The 20,680-nt window shown below is 38.6% G+C and carries 18 protein-coding genes and 1 pseudogene; 13 read left to right on the top strand and 6 right to left on the bottom strand.

Translation table 11 applies throughout. The annotated features are described in order from the left end of the window. The first annotated feature begins 139 nt into the window (after window positions 1–139). The 3 genes from ACNHOZ_RS17505 (at window position 140) to ACNHOZ_RS17495 (ending at window position 1,269) form a co-directional block, all read left to right on the top strand. A complete protein-coding gene (locus tag ACNHOZ_RS17505) occupies window positions 140–367 on the top strand; it encodes a hypothetical protein (RefSeq protein WP_048021012.1) in 228 nt (75 codons plus the stop codon). Window positions 368–445: 78 nt separating this feature from the next. Further along, on the top strand, window positions 446–958 hold the full coding sequence (locus ACNHOZ_RS17500; protein ID WP_048021010.1) for a GNAT family N-acetyltransferase: 513 nt from the start codon (window positions 446–448) through the stop codon (window positions 956–958). A 188-nt stretch (window positions 959–1,146) separates the two neighbouring features. Next, the gene (locus ACNHOZ_RS17495) at window positions 1,147–1,269 is read left to right on the top strand and encodes a YjcZ family sporulation protein (protein WP_013083059.1); all 123 of its coding nucleotides are present in this window, start codon (window positions 1,147–1,149) and stop codon (window positions 1,267–1,269) included. Window positions 1,270–1,342: 73 nt separating this feature from the next. Here the strand turns inward: ACNHOZ_RS17495 and ACNHOZ_RS17490 are convergent, their stop codons facing one another. Then, window positions 1,343–2,281 (bottom strand): VanW family protein, encoded by a 939-nt coding sequence (locus ACNHOZ_RS17490; protein ID WP_048021008.1) that lies wholly within the window; start codon window positions 2,279–2,281, stop codon window positions 1,343–1,345. Window positions 2,282–2,459: 178 nt separating this feature from the next. Between ACNHOZ_RS17490 and ACNHOZ_RS17485 the strand changes: the two genes are divergently transcribed. Both ACNHOZ_RS17485 and ACNHOZ_RS17480 read left to right on the top strand, forming a co-directional pair. Beyond that, window positions 2,460–3,275, top strand: coding sequence for a hypothetical protein (locus tag ACNHOZ_RS17485; RefSeq protein WP_048021006.1), 816 nt, complete (start codon window positions 2,460–2,462; stop codon window positions 3,273–3,275). Window positions 3,276–3,461: 186 nt separating this feature from the next. Then, window positions 3,462–5,639: an FUSC family protein gene (locus tag ACNHOZ_RS17480; protein ID WP_063248041.1), complete on the top strand. Its 2,178-nt coding sequence runs from the start codon at window positions 3,462–3,464 to the stop codon at window positions 5,637–5,639. A 27-nt stretch (window positions 5,640–5,666) separates the two neighbouring features. On the opposite strand, the gene ACNHOZ_RS17475 is transcribed toward ACNHOZ_RS17480, so the two are convergent. The 5 genes from ACNHOZ_RS17475 to ACNHOZ_RS17455 all read right to left on the bottom strand — a co-directional run bounded on the left by ACNHOZ_RS17475 (window position 5,667) and on the right by ACNHOZ_RS17455 (window position 8,305). Further along, window positions 5,667–5,960 carry a hypothetical protein gene (locus ACNHOZ_RS17475; protein ID WP_028413425.1) on the bottom strand — a complete coding sequence of 98 codons (294 nt, stop codon included), beginning with the start codon at window positions 5,958–5,960 and terminating at the stop codon, window positions 5,667–5,669. Between the two features lie 64 nt (window positions 5,961–6,024). Then, window positions 6,025–6,579 carry a DUF3231 family protein gene (locus ACNHOZ_RS17470; RefSeq protein WP_048021002.1) on the bottom strand — a complete coding sequence of 185 codons (555 nt, stop codon included), beginning with the start codon at window positions 6,577–6,579 and terminating at the stop codon, window positions 6,025–6,027. 264 nt (window positions 6,580–6,843) lie between these two features. Then, the gene (locus ACNHOZ_RS17465) at window positions 6,844–7,110 is read right to left on the bottom strand and encodes a hypothetical protein (protein WP_230683508.1); all 267 of its coding nucleotides are present in this window, start codon (window positions 7,108–7,110) and stop codon (window positions 6,844–6,846) included. A 111-nt stretch (window positions 7,111–7,221) separates the two neighbouring features. Further along, on the bottom strand, window positions 7,222–7,548 hold the full coding sequence (locus ACNHOZ_RS17460) for a general stress protein (protein ID WP_013056955.1): 327 nt from the start codon (window positions 7,546–7,548) through the stop codon (window positions 7,222–7,224). Between the two features lie 337 nt (window positions 7,549–7,885). Then, entirely contained in the window at window positions 7,886–8,305 is a 420-nt protein-coding gene (locus tag ACNHOZ_RS17455) for a hypothetical protein (RefSeq protein ID WP_033578925.1), read from the bottom strand. A 270-nt stretch (window positions 8,306–8,575) separates the two neighbouring features. On the opposite strand from ACNHOZ_RS17455, the gene recQ reads away from it, so the two are divergent. The 8 genes and pseudogenes from recQ to ACNHOZ_RS17415 all read left to right on the top strand — a co-directional run bounded on the left by recQ (window position 8,576) and on the right by ACNHOZ_RS17415 (window position 20,679). Then, window positions 8,576–10,711, top strand: a complete 2,136-nt coding sequence (gene recQ / locus ACNHOZ_RS17450) for a DNA helicase RecQ (RefSeq protein WP_048021000.1) — start codon at window positions 8,576–8,578, stop codon at window positions 10,709–10,711. Between the two features lie 108 nt (window positions 10,712–10,819). Next, window positions 10,820–12,202 carry a sigma-54 interaction domain-containing protein gene (locus ACNHOZ_RS17445; RefSeq protein WP_048020999.1) on the top strand — a complete coding sequence of 461 codons (1,383 nt, stop codon included), beginning with the start codon at window positions 10,820–10,822 and terminating at the stop codon, window positions 12,200–12,202. 217 nt (window positions 12,203–12,419) lie between these two features. Continuing rightward, window positions 12,420–13,403 carry an agmatinase gene (gene speB, locus ACNHOZ_RS17440; RefSeq protein WP_048020998.1) on the top strand — a complete coding sequence of 328 codons (984 nt, stop codon included), beginning with the start codon at window positions 12,420–12,422 and terminating at the stop codon, window positions 13,401–13,403. An 82-nt stretch (window positions 13,404–13,485) separates the two neighbouring features. Further along, on the top strand, window positions 13,486–14,934 hold the full coding sequence (locus ACNHOZ_RS17435) for an aldehyde dehydrogenase family protein (RefSeq protein WP_447697257.1): 1,449 nt from the start codon (window positions 13,486–13,488) through the stop codon (window positions 14,932–14,934). 20 nt (window positions 14,935–14,954) lie between these two features. Next, the gene (locus ACNHOZ_RS17430; protein ID WP_048020994.1) at window positions 14,955–16,316 is read left to right on the top strand and encodes a purine-cytosine permease family protein; all 1,362 of its coding nucleotides are present in this window, start codon (window positions 14,955–14,957) and stop codon (window positions 16,314–16,316) included. A 210-nt stretch (window positions 16,317–16,526) separates the two neighbouring features. Continuing rightward, window positions 16,527–19,139, top strand: coding sequence for a helicase-related protein (locus ACNHOZ_RS17425; RefSeq protein WP_048020992.1), 2,613 nt, complete (start codon window positions 16,527–16,529; stop codon window positions 19,137–19,139). A gap of 145 nt (window positions 19,140–19,284) precedes the next feature. Next, a pseudogene (locus tag ACNHOZ_RS17420) lies at window positions 19,285–19,485 on the top strand (hypothetical protein). 273 nt (window positions 19,486–19,758) lie between these two features. Then, window positions 19,759–20,679 carry a 1,4-dihydroxy-2-naphthoate polyprenyltransferase gene (locus ACNHOZ_RS17415; RefSeq protein WP_048021477.1) on the top strand — a complete coding sequence of 307 codons (921 nt, stop codon included), beginning with the start codon at window positions 19,759–19,761 and terminating at the stop codon, window positions 20,677–20,679. The last annotated feature ends 1 nt before the right edge of the window (window position 20,680 follow it).

Genomic DNA, 20,680 nt, shown 5'->3' with positions numbered 1-20,680 from the left:
AAGCACCCTTACTGTAGTTTTTATTAATTTGACCAAAAACCGTATAATTATGTAATTTTTAACAAAATATCTTTTGCATGATGGTAAATGAAAATGACGAACCTATGAGGTAAGTAATGATTAGGTGAGGAGTAGACATATGAAAATTATTGGAGTTAGCCTGCTGCTATTTGGATCTGTGGTCGCTCTTTCTATAGGAATTGATCTTTTTCAAGGAACGAACATACTGCAGGCACTATACAATGCGTTAAGCCCGTTTCGTGTAATGGAAGTAGCCGAATTATTTGTCCTTTTTTCTCTTTTATTTTTCTTTTTTGCAGAGTCGCTTTATCTTTTTTTAAAGAAGCGGCAACAAAAACAACAGTAATTTGTTGCAAAGAGGTTTTTATCTCTTCGCTATCGAAACAAGCGTATAGAAGGTAGCTTTGAGATAGGGGAGATCGACATGGATATTGAGACTAACAGATTACTAATACGCAAATTTAACTATGAAGATTGGCAAGATGTCTACGCATATACATCTGATGCTGATGTCATGAAATACATACCAGAAGGTGTTTTTAGTAAGGATGATGCGAAGAAATTTGTAAATGAAAATATGGAAGAAAACGTTAAAAATTTTCCAGTTTTATTAAAAAACGAAAAAACCCCAATTGGTCATATCGTCTTTTTCAACTATTTTGGATACCATACTTATGAAATTGGCTGGGTATTTAATTCTCTCTATCATCAGAAAGGATATGCGTCAGAAGCGGCAAAAGCAATCGTGGACTACGCCTTTAATACAATGAACCTGCATCGGATTATTGCTACTTGTCAACCTGAGAATACGTCTTCTTATCGTGTTATGGAGAAAATCGGGATGAGAAGAGAAGGGTATTTCAAAAAATGTATTCCAACTGAAAAAGGATGGTGGGATGAATATTATTACGCGATTTTAAAGGAAGAGTGGAAATGAGCTTTACTCTTACGGAATTACATTTTCCGAGTTATAAAGACGAAAACAAGCCCAATTTTTAAAAAATGAGCAGAACAGCAAACCAAAACGTCTAGGCAGACATACAATAAGCTATCCATGAGAAACCCCCCATGTTTGAACCTTCTTTGTTTTAGCAACAGAAAATCACATTGAAAGGGAGTGCTTGTATGTCTAATGCTGGATGTGGATTTGGTTCTGGTTTCGCTTTATTAGTTGTATTATTTATCCTATTAGTAATTATCGGATGTAGTTGTTATAGCGGTGGTTACGGTGGCTACTACGGCTGCTAAGTAGATCACTGAATAGCCTAAAGGATACCCTTTAGGCTTTTTTATGCTCATTATAAAATGCTGGAAAAGATGATTAATCGGTAGGCCCAGTATCAACATGTGATTCAGCTTTTTTTTCTTTCAACAATAGGTTATTAGAAGCCCAAGGCACGCGGCGAGGCTTATATTCAATCGCATCGGTAGAATAAACGGCTACGCTTACGACTCCGCCTTGAACCTGTGCTCGAATCAACAAAGGATCACTATACGTATTTTTAAAATGAAAGTCAGGTCCATACCAGCTGACGGTAGCGTCTCGCCCAGGAGGTACGTAGGAAACACTGCGGCTGTGTGAGTAGCGCTGCGTAATCGTGACGCCAGCGTTATCGACGGCGTTAAATAAAGTAGAAGAAACTTGGCAAATTCCTCCTCCAACTCCTTCAGAATACTCTCCTTTTACAATGATTGGGGCACGCATATACCCTTTTGCTGCCGTTCTTTTTCCAACGGTTTGATTAAAAGAGAAAACTTCCCCAGGAAATATGACGCTGCTGTCTAGTGATTCAGCTGCAAGAGAAATATTGTGAGAACGATTTTTATTATGGGGGTTAAATACCGTATGATAATGACCGATTTGCTTAATACGAATCGTTGCAAGCAGCTCCTTATCCACGCGAGGCGGAACAGGAAGCGTCGGGATTTCTAAGATTGACGTACCGCCGTTAAAAAAATAAGTATAAAATTTCTCGGCAAAATCTTTATGATATAGTTTGACACCCGCTTGCTCAGGAACAATTTGTCCGTTTTTATCAATGCGGGCATTTATGGGCTCTCTATATGTTTTTTTATCCAATTCTTTTAGAAGAAGATTGTATCGATCATGATCCACCATGGGTACAGGAAGAAGAGGTACTGCCACTTTGTCCCGTTCAATCCGTTCAATTGGTTTACCGTCATGAGTAATAGATAGGTGGTCTTGTGTAGAAAGAGGTTGAATAAGCATTAAAAGTCCAATCATCCAAGTGAAATTCATATCATATACCTCGCTTTCACCTGTTAGTATGAATAAAATGAACCGTTTAATGTATAGGATTCACAAGCTCTTTTTTGTATTATTTTCCATGAGACGAGCGTGTAAAAATTTCTATTTATAATTGTATGTGTACTTTCGCATATTACATAGAGAAACTACAAGGTAATGAGGGTAGACAATGATAAAATTAATGATTTTAGTCTTTATGCTTATTAGTTTTTTTGTGCATCCCCAAAAGATGAAAGCAGAAGAAAACCTTACGTACTTTCCGGTAAGCGACACAGGAAAAGTATTAAAGTGGAAACGTGTAGAAACCTTACTGCCAAAGGGAAAAAAATTTAAAGTAATCGATGTAGAAACCGGTTTTTACTTTTATGTGCAGCGAAGAGCAGGCTCACACCACGCAGATGTTCAGCCGCTTACACGTCAAGATACGAAAGTAATGAAGCACTTATATAATGGAAAATGGAGCTGGAACCGAAGAGCTGTTCTTATTCCATTTAAAGGCCAAATGCTTGCAGCTTCCATGAATGGAATGCCTCATGGAGCCGGTGCGCTTGACAATGGGTTCCCCGGTCATTTTTGCATTCATTTTGCAGGAAGTACGACTCACAAGTCTCAAAATGTAGATCCAGGTCATCAGTTAATGGTATTAAAAGCAGGAGGAAAGCTTGATGAATATGCATTAAAAGCTGAGCCGGCAGAAGTCGTCAATATGTTTTTAACCGGATTAAAGCAAGATGACGATGCCTTAATGCAGCCGGTTTTGCGCGTAACGCAAGAGCATAAGCTATGGGCAAAGCTGCATAGTATCTCCACCATTTATTATAAAACGGACTTATTTCATGCAAAAAAGTATAAAACAAAAGAGAAAATCTCCGTAGATTGCCTTATTTATTACGAAAATAAAGGGGCTCACAAGACAACGATGGTTTTTACTTTAAAAAGAAATCCGTTAACAAACGGGTGGGAAATTTCTTCTCTTACACTGTAATGAACCATTATTTTTAAAAAACACATCTGACAGAAAACAGATGTGTTTTTAATCATTTGTTTAGCTCTTTAGCCGTTTGCAATGTTATAGTGAAAACATACTTACATACGATAGAAAAGAATTAAAAAGGGTATAAGTAATAATATTACTCTTTCTACAAAGAACTTTACAGCACGAAAGGAGAGGGTGTTTATTTTTTCATATTGGTTTAGCCGCTTAGTCGCTGCAGATCCTGGACGAAAAAGGCTCAAAACAGCTTCTAAAGCTACAATCAGTGTCATTACAGCGGTCGTTATTATGCTGATTGTATTAAAAGCAGCGGGAAGCTCTCAAATTACCGCTGCTATTTTATCCGGCGTAATCGGCCTGATGGGTATATTGGTTGTAAATGATGAAACAACAAAAGCAAAAAAAGTGACAACCGTCTTAGTAGCACTTTCTAGCGCCGTTTCTCTTGGAATTGGCTCGTTTTTATCACGATATGGACAAGCAGAAAATGTTTTTCTCGTTCTATTGGTGTTTTTGTCTTTTTATTTACAGAAATTTGGTATTCGCTACTTCTCTCTGTCGATGGTAGCATTTATGTCGTTTTATTTTGCTTCTATTTTACACGTTACATTTTCTCAGCTGCCGTGGCTGTTAGCTGGCGTTATAGTAGGAGCCTGCTGTGCATTTATCTATAATTTTGTTATTTTTAAAGACCGGCCTTCCAACGTGCTAAGGTCTTCAATGAAATCCTTTCATATTCAAGTAAATTTGGTGCTTGATTTAATTATTGAGTTAATTCAAAAGAAACAAATTGAACCAGCTCAAATCAAACAGTATAACCGCAATATTAAAAAACTAGCGGAGTATGCCCGTGTAGCATCAGAAGAGCTTGGAAATACAGATCCTCACGACATATGGCCTGGCGTAACAGCTGAGCAAATGCGCCTTTATGTATTTGATACAGTGATGCTGCTGCAGACATATTCTCCGGCGATCCGAAAACTCAGTGAATTAAAGGCATTTAATCATTTTGATATTCAGCAGGTGCTGTTAAAGCTAGTGGAATCGATTCGCGAAGCAGAGGTATTAAATGAAAATCCTACTCATTCCTTAACGGATGCAGCTCAGCATTTGCAAGAGCTGCGCCAAAAATTAAGCGAACTCGAACCTCAAGACGAAAGGTATAAAGACTGGCTTTACTTAATACGCCGTATCGAAACGATATCAAATCATGTCATTGATGAAGCGTATGAGCTGCAGCAAGCAATTGTGAAACAAGAAAAACAGCCTCAAAAAGAAGCGGAAGAACAAGAAGACGAAGAGGATAATGATGAAGAAAAAGGATTAAAACCATCTACGAAAAAGTCTATTCAAGCGGTCATCACTGCTGTTGCGACGCTAGTATTTGGCTCGTTTTTATCTCCATCGCACCAATATTGGGCGCTTTTAGCAGGCTATTTAGTGCTTCTCGGTACAGAAACGATAGGAAGTACGTTTGTAAAAGCCGTGCAGCGAAGCGTAGGCACGCTTTTAGGAGCAGCTGTCGGCTTTGTTGTTGCAAGCTACGTTTCCCCTGGAATACTTGAAGTAACGCTGCTTTTTATCTGTGTGTTTATGGCTTTTTATTTCTTTCCCATTACGTATTCGTTTATGAGTTTTTGGATTACGATGATGCTGGCCTTTATGTATGACATGCTTCTTGGCGGAATTTCAGAGAGCTTATTACTGGCTCGCGTGTTAGATACGGTCGTAGGAGTTGGAATTGGTTTAGCCGTATCTGCTCTTGTGTTTCCTAAAAGAACAAGAGATAAAATAACCGACACTTCAGTAGAATACGTAGCGGCTTTAAAAGAATTTGTTCACACCTATTTACATCGTTTTACGAAGCAGTACGCATTTGCCAATTTGGCTGATAAAGGAATGGAATTAGAAAAAAAGCTAAAACAGCTTCATGTCGATTCCGATCCTATTATCAAAGGTTTCGTTGGCCGTTCACGTCTTCAGCAATTTTTGACCGTTTTTACCGCCATTAATTATTACGCCAAGCATTTGGTAGCTTCTTCTACTAGAAACGAAGCTTTTTATAAGGAAGCAGAATTTCATGGCGTAGTAAAGGAAGTGGAAGAGAAAGTGGCAAGCAACTTCACTCAGCTTGAAAAAGCATTACGAGGAGAAAGAGGAACGTATGTATACACGCTTGAAGATGTAAGACAAAAGATTGAACAATCTTTAGATTATTTTGATACGTCCGTTCAATCAAGAAACTTACAGCATCTGCAGCTGCTGCATAACATTTATTACGTATGGAAAATCAATCAATCGGTTGTTCACTTAGCCAAAGATCTAGGAGCAGAAGAAATAAGTAATGAAGACTAAAAAACCAGCGAATACTTCGCTGGTTTTTTAGTCTGATGAATAAGGAGACGTATCTTTTCTAATTGTTCTCCACGTTGTTTTAAGACCTGCATAGCTTCCAATTGCGGCGTATCCATAAAAATACCCCATAAACAACCCGGCAATAATATGATGAGGGTGACTGATCAATACTGAAAAAAGCACGCCGACAGCTAAAGCGATAGTCGGAACAAATTGCTTTTTAGGATGAAAAAGCCATTTGATCAGCTGCGTCACGATTAATACGACAGGAACACCAATGACTGCGTCCCAAAAATTTGTATGAATTGTAGGGAAATCCATGTTCAAGCACCTCGTTAAATGTGTTGGATGTAAGGTTATCTATGCTGTTTTACCTAAGAACACTTCAATTAGAGTTATGAGGGGCTCCAGGTGGATAATAATAAGGCGGAATTTTGAGCCATCCTTTTTGCTGCATTAGAATTTTTATTTTTGATCCTAATATGACCTTTTCAGTGTGGAATTTCAACCACATTAATCCAATATCGGTTCTAATAGATTGTCCCATATTCGTGCTGCGCATGACGATATTAGAGGCAATTTTTATAGATATTAAGTTAGCAATTTCAGAATCCGTGGCTTTTGCTCCTAATGGAATACTGTTAGGGTCGGATTTCGGTTTGGTAGCCGGTATTTCAGGAAGGGGAATTCCTTCTTTAATCATTAATTTTTTTAGTGTATCAATCTGAGATTCAGCCAGGTTTTTTGAGTCTTGAGCAAGCTTAAGCAGTTCACTGTTGGTTGTTGTATTAAGGCAAGTTTCTAAGGCAGGTATTTCTTCCGCTAAAGCAGTGAAATACAGCCAGCATCCCATAGTCTCACCGATATGTGGGCGAGGGGGCGGATCATCTGTAGAAGAGTTCTTTATATAATCAATTAGTGTCTCAATGACGTTAATCATAACTTTTCACCCTTTATATAGTTTATGCATCTTCATTATTACCTTCAGCAGAAAAGGATAAACACAGCTAAGAAATGTTACATATAAAATTGATTATGATGAGTGGAAGAAAAAGCATCCCATTCAGCAATTTATAATAGTGATGGTACAAACATCTAAAGGTATAAAAATTGTTGAAATGCTTAATAAATAGGTTGGTGCTAGAAGATAAAGTCAATAGAAAAAAATCTCCTTGCTCATCAAGGAGATTTTTTATCTTGAGTATTATACAGTTTTTCTCCGATACTCTCTCCATAAAGAAGTTAACTCTTCTGACCAATATTTATAATCAAATACCGTTATATTTTTACTGGGCATAAAAACGTTTAACAGCCAATTAACCCTTAATTTGTCTCTGACGCCTATCGTTTTATCATTTTTACAGCAGCCTTCATCACAAGGTTTATCGTGTATCTTGTAAGGAATATTTTTAACGACTAATCCATTTTTCACACGCTTTGTGTACTCAATTCCTATAATCAAATATATCACTCCTCACAGCAACTCTTATCTTCACAATTATATGTATGAATGACTTCTTTAATGAAAGGGGAAAAAGGGCAGAAGACAAAAATAAAAAAGCCCTGCTGTAGGGCTTTTAGATTAAGCAACTTTTGATGCAACCACGATTACTTTGCCGTGATCTAATTCTTCTTCATAGCGTTCAGCTTCCGGCTGTGATAGGCCTAATGAACGCATTTTGGCACGAAGCTCGTCTCCTCGAGAACGAAATACATTCGCAATCGCATCAAAAACACCTTGTTCAGAAAGGCCGATATTGTTTGTATTTGTTGCAGCTGTTAAATCCTCGGAGCGATCTTGATGGTGTGCAAGTAAATAAACTTCGTCTTTTGTAAATCCTTCACGCAAAAATTGTTCGATTGTATCTTTTGCCTGTACGCCATTTTCAACTACTTTTACATTTACCATTTCAAAAAAACCTCCTTGTATGATAGACAACTTTCTAGAATATGTTTAGTAATGAAGAGAAGTTTAAGTAACTTATCCTCTTGCTTTGTGTATACACGTTATTGGAAGAGATAAAACCTATTTCATAAAATTGAGTTAAAAAGTCTAACATAGGAGAAGAGGAAACAGCGCGGTTATCTTTGAGGAGAATCTGGCGGACAATAAGCAGAAGAAGGCTTTAGCCAGCCTTTTTCCTGCATCTTTTTTTTGACCTTTTAAGGTACAGTACAAACTGCAAAAAGCCTAGATCTTAAACAGCTAAGATCTAGGCTTTTTGCATACATAAAAATAGAGAAATTTAAGATGAAAGACGTTCTTTTTGTTTTTCATAAACAGAAGTAGACTCGTTCCATGTATATCGACCATCTTGTAATTGAATGGTTGCGCTGAATGGACAGTCTATTGACGTTTCTGCGTCATCTAAACTACTTTCAAGTAAACGTTTTTTAAATCGAAGCAAATCTTCTTTTGAAGCAACTCGAAAAACCATTTCTAACGTAAGATCATCGTCCATCGCATTGTGTAATTGACTAATACTTTTGCGGAATTCTTTATTATATTGAAGCATAATTTTAATATCTGCTACGCAAGCAACACCAAACACATCTTTCACAACAGACTCAACCGTTAACTGAGTTGTGGAAGCATATGTTGAGATATTACGCTGTGGATTTTCTAAATAATAAATCGTTTCTACAGGATGTCTCGTGATAAGCACCTCTTTCCTATTCTTAAGTATACAGGAAAAAAGAATGGAATGGGGAAAGATTTTTAGGAAAGGAGTCCTGACATACATAAAAAGATTGTTTGTGATAGGAAAGAGAGTTATAAATTGATGGCTTTTCGCTTATCATTTTTGCTATATCCTTAAATCAACGAATTCTGTGCAACTTCCTCTAAGATTTGATAAAATAAAATCCTACGTCTCAATTCCTTCTAATGAATCCCTCAACTACCATTTCTACTTATTTTAAAGGAGGACGAAATTTTGCAATTTGAACAAGCTTTAACACATTTACAGTCCTATTTTGGCTATGATTCATTTCGAAAAGGACAGGAAGAGTCGATTCGTTATGTTTTAGAAGGGCACAATACCGCTTGTATTATGCCAACAGGGGGAGGGAAATCACTTTGTTATCAGATTCCTTCCTTGCTATTAGAAGGAACGACACTGGTTATTTCTCCGTTGATTTCTTTGATGAAAGACCAAGTGGATACGCTGAACGCAGCGGGTATTCCGGCCACATATATTAACAGCTCGCTGACGTACACGGAAGTGCAGCAGCGCTTAGAAGAAGTAGCACTGGGAGAATATAAGTTGCTTTATGTAGCACCGGAGCGACTGGAGTCTCCGCAGTTTTTAGAACAGCTTCAAATGCTTCCTATTCCGCTTGTAGCGGTAGATGAAGCGCACTGTATTTCACAGTGGGGGCATGATTTCAGACCGAGTTACTTACGCATCAATGAACTAATCAGCAAGCTGTCTAACGCGCCGATTGTGATGGGGCTGACGGCTACTGCGACGCCTCAAGTGCGTGAAGATATTTGCCGAGCTCTTCATATTAACGAAGAGTATACAGTGATGACTGGTTTTGAACGTGAAAATTTATCGTTTGCGGTTGTGAAAGGTCAGGATCGAATCAGCTATATTGATCAGTATATCCGTAAAAATGATCAAGAAGCAGGCATCATTTATGCCGCTACGCGTAAAGATGTTGAAGAGCTTCACGCTAGATTGCAAAAATCAGGAGTTAACGTATCAAAATACCATGCTGGTATGAACGCAAACAGCCGTGATGAAGAGCAAAATCGCTTTCTTCAAGATGATGTTCAGGTAATGATAGCCACTTCTGCGTTTGGGATGGGAATTGATAAATCGAATATTCGCTTTGTTCTTCACTATCAGCTTCCAAAAAATATGGAAAGCTATTATCAAGAAGCAGGACGTGCTGGTCGTGACGGACTGCCAAGTGAGTGTATCGTGCTTTATTCACCTCAAGATATTCGCGTGCAGCGCTTTTTGATTGAACAGTCAACGTCGAATCCTAAAAAGCAAATTCAAGAACTTGAAAAACTGCAAAGTATGGTGAACTACTGTCATACAGAAGGCTGTTTGCAGGCGTATATTCTTCATTATTTTGGAGAAAGTGAAGCGCATGAGTGCGGCCGCTGCAGCAACTGTACGGATGATCGTGTAGAAATAGACGTAACGGTCGATACGCAAAAAGTGTTATCTTGTATGATTCGTATGGGCGAACGTTTCGGTAAAATGATGATTGCTCAAGTGTTAACGGGTTCTCGAAATAAAAAAGTAGTTGATTTTGGTTTCGATAAACTGAAAACGTACGGCGTCATGAGCGACCGGTCGGCTAAAGAAGTGAGCGATTTTATCGAGTATTTGATTTCAGAGCAGTTTATTTTAGTAGGACAAGGGTCATTTCCTACTTTATCCGTAGCGGCCAAAGGAAAAGGTGTGCTTCTTGGTACGGAAAAAGTGATGAGAAAAGAACAAATGGAAGTGAAGAAAATTGTCCAAGACGACGAGCTGTTTGCTCATTTGCGCTCCGTTCGAAAGCAGCTAGCAGACGAAGCCGGCGTGCCTCCTTTTGTCATTTTCTCAGACGACACTCTTCATGATATGTGTACAAAACTTCCGGTAACGCTTGAACAGTTTGCCACTGTAAAAGGAGTCGGAGAGCAAAAACAAGAGCGATACGGAGAACGATTCACGACTGAAATCAAACAGTTTTGCGAAGACCATCCAGACCGAAAGCGAGAAGTGTCAGCTCCTGCTCCGAAAAAAGCAAGAGCATCATCAAAAGAAGGCTCTCACTTAATGACGTATGAGCTATTTCAGCAAGGAAAATCGTTAGATGAAATTGCTGAAGAACGTGAACTGAGCCGCATTACCATTGAAAACCATTTGTTTAAATGCGCGGAAGAAGAAAAAGAAATCGACTGGTCACCTTTTCTTTCGGATGAAGACGAACAGCTTATTTTACAAGCCGCTTCGTCAGTAGGCGATGAAAAGTTAAAGCCAATCAAAGAAGAATTACCTGAAAACATCACTTATTTTATGATTAAAGTAGCTCTATTTAAACAAAAAATGAAGCAGCTATCGTAAACAAAAAGCTCCTATTAAAGGAGCTTTTTGTGTTGAGTAAGCGAGTTTACTGATAAAATAATATGTGTAAATGTTAGAAAAATCAGATTACATAAAAAGGAGGACTGAATGGAGATGATTGAACGAGAGCTTGAAGCTATTTTGCATGCTTCTCACGACAATATCGTGATCACTGATGAAAAAGGGTGTATTTTACGAGCAAGTCAAAACTGCCGTGATATATACGGGTATGACGTGTCAGAGTTAGTGGGACGAACGGTATACGAATTGCAAGACCGTGGGATCTTTTCACCTTCCGTTACGATTGAAGTGTTAAAGAAAAAGAAAGAAGTACAGCTGATGCAACAAACAGAAACGGGAAAAGTTGTAATGGCAACCGGTATTCCCGTGTATGATGAACATCAGTGTATGAAAAGAGTCATTAGCTTTTCGCATGACTTAACAGAGCTTCAGCGCTTAAAAGAAGATTATCAGCAGCTCGAAGTGAAAATGAAAACATATCAGCTCGAAGTGGAAGAGCTTCGGGAACAACAGTCAAATGAGATGGTCATACGAAGTGGATCGGTGAAAAAGGTATGGTCGATTATTAATCGCGTGGCAGACAGCGATGCAACGGTTGTGCTGCTAGGTGAATCGGGTGTTGGTAAAACGGCTTTTGCCCGTGCTTTACACTATGGAAGTGATCGAAAAGAAGAGCCGTTTATTGAAATTAACTGCGGAGCCATTCCAGCTAGTTTGTTCGAATCTGAAATGTTTGGATACGAAGCAGGCTCTTTTACAGGTGCCAGTACAAAAGGGAAAATAGGAAAGTTTGAATTAGCTCATAACGGCACGCTTTTTTTAGATGAAATAGGGGAACTTCCTCTTGATATGCAAGTGAAGCTGTTAAAAGTGCTGCAAGAAAAAACAGTCACCAAAATTGGAAGTGAACGAGCCAAACACGTAAACTTCAGGCTGATTGTAGCCACAAATCAGCCGCTTGAAGAAATGGTCAAAAAAGGAACGTTTCGTGAAGATTTGTTTTATCGTTTACACGTTATTCCGATTACCATTCCGCCGCTTCGCGAGCGAAAAGAAGACATCGCGGCACTACTTTATCACGTGTTACATAAACAAAATGAAAAATATAACATGAAGAAATTTTTTCATGCAGAAGCATTAAATCTGCTTCTTGAACATCCGTGGCCCGGAAATGTGCGCGAACTTGAAAATACAATTGAACGCCTCGTGTTAACAACGGATGAAAACAGCATCTCGCCTCAAGACCTCCCGTTTTATTCAGAAAATAGCAGCAGTGAAAAAGAAGAATGGGAGCCTCTTGACACGTTAACCTCTCAGGGAATGACGCTTCAGCAAGCACTTGCAGAAGTGGAGAAAAACTGGCTGATTCGCGCTTATCGTCAGTGTCAAACAACGTATGAAATGGCAAACACATTAGGAATCAGCCAGCCTACGGTCGTAAGACGTTTACGAAAGTACAATATAAAATAATGAGACTTTAATTCAAAATGAATTAGCTGATTCAATACTGAATCAGTTTTTTTGTTTTGATTCTATTATGAATTAAAAATCGTCCATAATTGCGCGGAATAAGGCGATAAAAATTGGCATGCATTTTGCATTAATAAAAAGTATCTAAATAAAAAGCGTCAGTATTTAAAATAATGATGCGGCGCTAATGAATGAAACCCACTAGGAGGAATAAATTATGCCAAAATATCAGCCGAAAAATTCATTTGAATCTCCGCGTTTTTGCGGACCACGTACATTTATGAGACTTCCGTATGTAGAACAAGTAAATTCAGAAATGGATTTTATTGTCACAGGTATTCCATTTGATTCAGGTCAATCTTTTCGCACAGGAGCACGTTTTGGACCGGAAGCCATTCGAGATTTCTCCATTTTGCTTCGCCCGTATAACCCAGAACAAAAGACTAATATTTTTGATTACATCTCAGGCGTGGACTACGGCGATTTATCAGTGGTTCCCGGGTATATTTTAGAAACGTATAAAAAAATTGAAGAAGGGCTAGCACCGGTTGTGAATGAAGGAATTATTCCTATCTCACTGGGCGGTGATCATTCGATGACCCTTGGTGAACTTCGTGCCATCGCGAAAAAGCACGGACCGGTAGCGCTTCTCCAGTTTGATGCTCATTCTGATACGTGGGATAGTTATTTTGAACAAAAATACAATCACGGTACGGTATTCAGACGAGCGATTGAAGAAGGGTTAATCGACGTATCGCGCTCGATTCAAATCGGTATGCGAGGCGGTCTGTACGGTATTGAAGATTTAGAAGATGCAAAGAACTTAGGTTTAGCTTTGTATACGACAAATGAATATAAAAAAATGGGCGTTGATAGAATGTTAGACATTATTCATGAGCGTGTAGGGGAAGGACCCGTATTTTTATCGTTTGACATTGACTTTTTAGATCCAGTTTACGCGCCGGGAACAGGAACGCCTGAAGTCTCAGGTGCAAGTATTGACGATGCGCTTCAATTCGTTCGAGGCTTAACAAATATTGATTTTGTCGGTTTTGATTTAGTAGAAGTACTGCCAGCTTATGATCATGGCCAAATTACAGCAGCGGCGGCCGCTAATATTGTCTATGAATTTATCACACTTATTGCGTTAAGAAAAAAAGCAAAAGAAGAAGAAGCGCTGTTAGTGAAAGCACGCGACTGAATATAAGCAAGACGGTAAAAATGGGAAGGTACTATTATCTTCCCATTTTTATATAAGAGTTCTCTATGAGGGGTGTTTGACTATGAACGGGCAAGTAAATGTAAGGATAGATAAGAAACAAGCAAAACCATGTAAAAGAGAAATAATCAACCCAGCGACCAATAAGATTATAGCGGAAGTGTTTGATTCGTCGCTTCAACAAGTAGAGGAAGCGGTAGGTAAAGCAAAGCAGGCTTTTGAACAAAGTGAATGGAAGAAAAATAAATCACTGCGTGTAGAGGTGCTTACGAAACTAGCAGACTTATTAGAAAGTGAAGCGAGTATATTCGCTGAAACAGAAACATTAAATACTGGCAAACCGATAAAAGAAGCGCAGTTAGATATTGAAGATACAATTAATTGTTTAAGATATTACGCAAATTTAACAGAAGAAAATCAGCCGTGGACAAAGAACATGTTCGACGACACAAGCAGTAAAATCATTCAAGAACCTATTGGCGTATGCGCGCTAATCGTTCCTTGGAATTTCCCTTTGCTGCTTGGCATGTGGAAGCTGGCTCCTGCATTAGCAGCTGGAAATACGGTGGTGTTTAAACCGTCAGAATTAACGCCGCTTTCTTTTTTAAAGTTAGCTTCACTATGTGAAAAAGCCGGTATACCAGAAGGCGTGTTTAATTTACTTACAGGAGACGGTGAAGTGGGAAGTGCCCTTGTTGAACACAAAGACGTAGCCAAAGTCTCTTTTACAGGAGGATCAGAAACAGGCAAACGTATTTATCAGCAGTGCGCAAAAGAGATGAAAAGAGTTTCGCTTGAACTGGGAGGGAAATCTCCGCTTCTTATTTTTGAAGATAGCGAAATTGATATTGCAGTAGACTGGACAATGTTTGGCTCATTTTTTAACCAAGGACAAGTGTGTGTAGCTTCATCGCGTATACTCGTACACGAATCTATTTATAACTCGTTTCTTTCTGCTCTTACGGAGGCTGTTGCTGCTATAAAAATTGGTAATCCGTTAAGAGAAGAAACGGAGATGGGTCCGGTTATTAGCAAGGAGCATCTGAATAAAATACAGAGTTTTATTAAGCTAGGTCAAGAAGAAGGTGCGAATTTATTAACAGGAGGAACGTTAATTGACTGCGAAGGTGGAAACTATATAACGCCAGCGGTGCTCGTTGACGTGGAGCAGCATATGAAAATCGTCCAAGAAGAAATATTTGGTCCCGTCATTACCGTTCAATCTTTTTCAAGTGAAGAAGAAGCCATAGCACTTGCCAACGGTACGAGATTTGGTTTAGCTGCAGGAATTTTAACGAATGATGTAAAGAAAGCAGAGCGAGTTGCTGAACAGCTTCAAGCGGGAACGGTTTGGATCAACGGCTACCATACGCCTCATATCGAAACGGCGTGGGGCGGTTTTAAAGAAAGCGGCATTGGCCGGGAGCTAGGTCCATCAGGATTAGCTGCTTTTACTGAAATAAAACATGTGAATACAAATTCCAAGCTAGCTCGAGCCAATTGGTATCAATAAAAGTGAAAGGTGGAAAAGGGATGACAACAAAAAGTGGTCTCGCCCATGATGATGTGCAGCCGATTGCAGTAAATAAAAGAAGTATGGGCTTCTTCTCGACATTTTCCATGTGGATAGGAGCCAATGTGGTAGTAACGACCGTTTTTACGGGAATGCTGTTTGTACCCGATATGACCTTTTTAAAGGCATTATTTATTATCGTGCTTGGCTCTTTAGTCGGTGCCATACCGCTTGTGCTGATGGGGAATATCGGAACTCGAACCGGTCTTCCAACCATGGTTTTGATGAGACCTGCTTTTGGACAAAGAGGAGCTATGCTTCCTGCTGCTGTTAATCTTATTACATTAATAGGATGGGCATGGATTCAAGCCTACATGGCAGGGCTAAGTTTAAATCATGCCGTCACCTTTTTGACCGGTTACAGCAATATCAATCTATTTACAATTCTTACTCAAGTACTAGTAGTAGCTATTTCTATATACGGACACAAAGGCATTGAAGCAACGGAAAAGTTAGTAGCTACGCTAATGGTCATTTTAGCAACCGTTGTGTTTAGCTATTTGTTTATCGAATTTGATGCAGCAAAATTAATTCAAATGAAAGCAAGTGAAAATCCTGGTATTACAGGAATGTTAGCTTTTGATATTGTAGTAGCTACAGCTTTTACGTGGATTCCTATTGTTTGCGATTATAACCGAAACTGTAAATCTGAAAAAACGGGAATTGCGGGAACGTATTTAGGCTATAACGTTGCGACTTTGATTGCGATGGGATTAGGCGCAACGGTTTCCGGCTTTTCAATTCTCGGAAATATGACGCAAACGTATGACCCGGTAAATTTAATTGGCGCATATAGCCCGCTGTTGGGATTAGTAGCAGCCATCGTTATTTTTTTATCGGTGTTGTCAACCAACGTAATGGTACTGTATAGCGCAACAATGTCTTATTTGTCTATTTTTCCAAAGCAGCGCTTTTGGATACCGGCACTAACGATGGGAGTTGTCACAGTCCTAGGTTCTTTATTAAAAGAGTGGTTAATGACAAATTTTCAAAGCTTTTTGCTTATGATCGGCGTCTTATTTATTCCTATTATTGCGATTGTTCTTGTTGATTACTATATCATTCGCCGAAAACACTATGACATTTCAGCTATTTTAGATAAGGAAAATAAAATATATTGGTATACAAAAGGATTTAACCTTCATGTGTATCTATCATACGTAGTGGGGGCTATATTTGCCTATTATTTTACGTACGTTCACCCGCTAGCCACAGGAGCAACAATCTTAGCTTTTTTATTTACAGGTGTTTTACACGTATCGTTCACCAAGCTTTCACAGCTCTCCATCACTTACTCAAAGGGAATCGACAAAAATGCTTGATAGATATTTAAAAAAGACTGAATTATCTAAAATATATTGAAGGCTCCTGTTTAAAGGAGCTTTTTGTCTTGAAAATAGGTGAGAAATAAGCAAAAGCATGGGGAAGAGAAGTTCTTAATCTAGCTTCAAATAAAGTGGTAACAATGTATTTGATTCTATAAGGGGTCTTTCCTATAATAAATGTAGGAAAACTTTCCAAAGGAGAATTTTATGCTCGAATTAGAGGCTATTCAAAGCAGGGCCATTGAAAAAACTAAGCATACATTGCTACAGGATATAAAAAGCGTATTAGGTGAACAAGACGAATGTCCGGATTTAGAGACGTATTTAACAGACAGGCACTCTTTTATAAAAAAAGCCTGGGGGACTGCGTGGAGAAAAATAGTTGTTTCTTCTGTATCTAAGAAAAACAGAAGATCGTATTTAACAGAAAGAGGCTTTGAGATAAAAGGATATAAACCTCAAGCTATCGATAAGTTATTTGCTAAAGAAACGAGAAAAGGTATAGAATTTGATGCTTTTTCTTGGTTAGAAAAGCAGTACGGAAAGGGCAATAAAGCAGAGTGGCTATCTCTATACGGAGAAGCAAGAGTTGAATTTGCCAAAAAAGAAGAAGAAAGAAAAGAGAAAGAAAGACAGCAAAGTATTAATGATCGAAAAGCCAGATATCAATTACAGTTAAATTTAGAAGCAGCTCCTATTTTGGAAGTAAACAAAGAGCTGTATTACCTACATATAAGAGAACAGCTTTCACATCAGCTATCAAAAGACATTGAAACAAACTCAAAGTATATTGAAAACTATGCGCCGCATACTGAGCTTGAAGATGAATTAATAGAAAACGGTGATTTAACACGCCATGATTATGAAACGGTTCATGACTTTTTTCAAGAGCTCACTGGGAACGTAAGCTCAGAATTAGACAGATATTCAACGATTATCTTGTTTGAAACGTATGAAGATGTATACGAGGTATTTATCACCGATAAAATTTATGAAATCATTCCAACTATGATTATGGATGACCTTCCTGCTTCATTTAAAGAAGGGTATAAATCTTATACAAATGATTCGGTAACACGAATGGATATTATAAAAGCACTCAGAAGTGATTTATCGGATTTAGTCTATGAATATAAAAGAATGCTTGTAGAAGAAAAGCTTTCCGATGTACTAGAAGTTTCAGATCACAACTTAACGATCGAAGAGCATAAAAAGCGATATGCACAGCAGCTGGAAGAAAGACGATTACAACAAGAACGTGAACGTGAAGAAAAGAACAAGCTGATTGAAGAAGAACAGCGACAGTTAAATTATATTTTTGGTGCAGAATACGAAATGGATCCAAGAAAAGAAACGGAATACATTCTTCATCTCGGTGATACAAACACAGGAAAAACGTATACGGCATTAAAGTCATTAAAGAAAGCTGCTTCGGGTAGTTACTTAGCGCCGCTTCGCCTGTTAGCTTTAGAAGTCTTTGAAAAGCTGAACAAAGAAGGAGTTGCTTGTTCGTTAAAAACAGGTGAAGAAGAAAAGATTGTTGAAGATGCTCAGCACATGGCCGGTACGGTAGAAATGTTTAGTGAATTAGAACATGGCGATGTAACGGTAATTGATGAAGCACAGATGATTCAAGACCGAGATCGGGGGTTTTCATGGTATAAAGCCATCACCCGAGCTAATGCCAAACAAGTTCATGTGATCGGGAGTTTAAGCATTCGAAGTATGTTAGAAGAGATGTTAGACGGTGTGATCTCAGAAATTCATGAGTACGAAAGAGATATACCTTTAAAAGTAGATCTTCGAAATTTCAAAATTGAACAAGTGAAACCCGCAGATGCTTTAATTGTTTTCTCGCGTAAAAAAGTGCTCCAGACAGCGGCTAAGCTAGAAAAAGATGGTCATAAAGTTAGCGTGATTTATGGAAGTATGCCGCCTGAAACAAGAAGAAAACAAATTGAGCAGTTCATTAATAGAGAAACAACTGTCATTGTGTCTACAGATGCAATTGGAATGGGGTTAAACCTTCCAATTAGACGAATTGTGCTTTTAGAAAACATGAAATTTGATGGGCAAAAACGGAGGTTGTTGACTTCTCAAGAGTTAAAGCAAATTGCAGGTCGTGCTGGAAGAAAGGGTCTCTATAATGTGGGAGAAGTTGCATTCGCTAAAGATGCAAAGCAAATGAGAGAACTGTTATTTTCAACAGACGAGCAAATCAGCAAATTTTCAATTGCGCCTACTTCAGATATGCTAAGAAGATTTAAAGAATATCATCATGACCTCGGAACGTTTTTTGACATGTGGGCTAAATTTAAAAATCCAAAAGGTACACAAAAATCAAACCTGGCACAAGAACGTGAGCTTTATGAGGAAGTGAAAGACACGCTGATTGAAGCAAAAATGCCCATTGTTGATTTATATGGTTACTTGCAGCTGCCGTTTTCAGCAAAAGAAAGCTCTTTGAAAAAGCAGTGGGTGGCTAGCATGAATGCAATTGTTAACAGAGAAGAATTACCTGAACCAAGGATAATAGAAGGTTCACTGGAAAAATTAGAGCTATCTTATAAGGCGATTGGCCTGCATCTTTTATTTTTATATCGAATGGATAGAAGACCGGAAGCTATTTACTGGGAGCGTGTCCGAGAAGAGCTTACAAACAAAATACATGACGTATTAAGAAAAGATATGAAAAAATTTAAAAGAACGTGCAGTGCGTGTTCTAAAGACCTTCCTTGGAATCATGATCATGCGATATGCGATTCATGTTTTCATAAAAGATTTCGCAGAAGACACGGGGACGACGGTTTTAATTACTAAGATGTAGTGATAAAAAAAGAGGCTTGTATGAACGTATGTTAGTTAAAGGAAGATCCGAACGAGTTCGATTCTCGATTGAGAATCCAATTCGTTCGGCTTTTTTTATTGTGAAGATAGCTTTCATGTGTTTCGTTCCTTCTAGCAGTTGATTGGAGGGCAAGGCAAAGACTCCTGCGGGAGAAGCGGAACAGGTGAGACCCCGCAGGAGCGTAAGTGACGAGGAGGCTCAGCGGCCGCCCGCGGAAAGCGACGTCTTGCACGGAAATCAGCTGCGGGGTCACAAGCTGTTCAGCTCGTGTATCCCATTTGTGCTTCTTTAGATGGCATTGATGTAGTTATGTCTTAATCTCATTTTTCATAAAGGTTTTTTATCTTTTTCCTATAAATTTCTGCGTCAAAGCAGATTTTTGCAGAAAAAAGCCGGAAATGTATAAGCGGTCATCTTGTAAAAAGAGCAATAAATTATTATGATATAAGATGGAACTTATATTTTAAAGGATTCCGTGATTTTTTTGTTGGGCGGACGTGTATTGTCTTAGAGTAAGTTTGCTATCATTCATTATGTTAAAAGCAGCACTTTTAAATAGAGATACGGTTCGTAATAGAAGGGAAGAGGATGATGACAAGTCATAACAAAGAAAACAAAGCTGCAGTCGAGCAGTACAGTAAAGGGAAAATTTTGTGGCAATTAACCCGTCCTCATACGTTAACGGCATCGTTTGTACCCGTTTTGATTGGAACAGTTCTAGCTATGTTTTATGGCCATGTGAACGTTTGGATGTTCCTTGCGATGCTTTTTTCATGTTTGTGGATTCAAATTGCGACGAACGTATTTAACGAGTACTATGATTTTAAACGCGGGTTAGACACAGAAGACTCCGTAGGAATTGGAGGAGCCATCGTCAGACACGGAATGAAGCCGAAAACGGTATTAAATTTAGCACTGATTTCTTATGGAATTGCTCTTATTTTAGGCGTATATATATGTGCAAACAGCAGCTGGTGGCTTGCTTTAGTTGGATTAGTAGGTATGGCGATTGGTTATTTGTATACAGGCGGACCGCTTCCGATTGCGTATACGCCGTTTGGAGAATTATTTTCAGGTCTGTGCATGGGCGCTATGTTCGTGTTGATTTCATTTTTTATTCAAACAAATACCGTAACGTCTGAAAGCATCTTTGTATCACTTCCTATTGCGATTTTAGTAGGCGCGATTAATTTGTCTAACAACATTCGTGATATAGAAGAAGATACAAAAGGCGGACGACGTACGCTAGCTATTTTATTAGGTTCTAAAAATGCGATTAGATTTTTAGCTGCTTTGTTCGGCATTGCGTATATTTGGACCGTTGCATTAGTTGTATTTTTCGATATTAGCCCTTGGATTTTCTTAGTGTTCCTTAGTGCACCTAAGCCCATTCAAGCCGTACAAGCATTTGTACGCGGAGAGCTTATTGCAATGAAAGCAACTGCTCAAACAAATACGTTTTTTGGATTTACTTTATCAATTGGGTTATTAATTGGCTATTTAGTAAGCTGAT

The sequence above is a fragment of the Priestia sp. D51 genome, assembly GCF_053345675.1.
Note: the sequence above shows the minus strand (reverse complement) of the source record. Positions and strands in the feature narration are given on the sequence as shown.

Coding starts and splice junctions, on each gene's coding strand:
- ACNHOZ_RS17415 (WP_048021477.1), top strand. CDS start 19,759: ATGACAAGTCATAACAAAGAAAACAAAGCTGCAGTCGAGCAGTACAGT.
- ACNHOZ_RS17470 (WP_048021002.1), bottom strand. CDS start 6,579: ATGATTAACGTCATTGAGACACTAATTGATTATATAAAGAACTCTTCT.
- ACNHOZ_RS17495 (WP_013083059.1), top strand. CDS start 1,147: ATGTCTAATGCTGGATGTGGATTTGGTTCTGGTTTCGCTTTATTAGTT.
- ACNHOZ_RS17475 (WP_028413425.1), bottom strand. CDS start 5,960: ATGGATTTCCCTACAATTCATACAAATTTTTGGGACGCAGTCATTGGT.
- ACNHOZ_RS17425 (WP_048020992.1), top strand. CDS start 16,527: ATGCTCGAATTAGAGGCTATTCAAAGCAGGGCCATTGAAAAAACTAAG.
- ACNHOZ_RS17445 (WP_048020999.1), top strand. CDS start 10,820: ATGGAGATGATTGAACGAGAGCTTGAAGCTATTTTGCATGCTTCTCAC.
- ACNHOZ_RS17430 (WP_048020994.1), top strand. CDS start 14,955: ATGACAACAAAAAGTGGTCTCGCCCATGATGATGTGCAGCCGATTGCA.
- ACNHOZ_RS17500 (WP_048021010.1), top strand. CDS start 446: ATGGATATTGAGACTAACAGATTACTAATACGCAAATTTAACTATGAA.
- ACNHOZ_RS17505 (WP_048021012.1), top strand. CDS start 140: ATGAAAATTATTGGAGTTAGCCTGCTGCTATTTGGATCTGTGGTCGCT.
- ACNHOZ_RS17435 (WP_447697257.1), top strand. CDS start 13,486: ATGAACGGGCAAGTAAATGTAAGGATAGATAAGAAACAAGCAAAACCA.
- ACNHOZ_RS17460 (WP_013056955.1), bottom strand. CDS start 7,548: ATGGTAAATGTAAAAGTAGTTGAAAATGGCGTACAGGCAAAAGATACA.
- speB (WP_048020998.1), top strand. CDS start 12,420: ATGCCAAAATATCAGCCGAAAAATTCATTTGAATCTCCGCGTTTTTGC.
- ACNHOZ_RS17485 (WP_048021006.1), top strand. CDS start 2,460: ATGATAAAATTAATGATTTTAGTCTTTATGCTTATTAGTTTTTTTGTG.
- ACNHOZ_RS17490 (WP_048021008.1), bottom strand. CDS start 2,281: ATGAATTTCACTTGGATGATTGGACTTTTAATGCTTATTCAACCTCTT.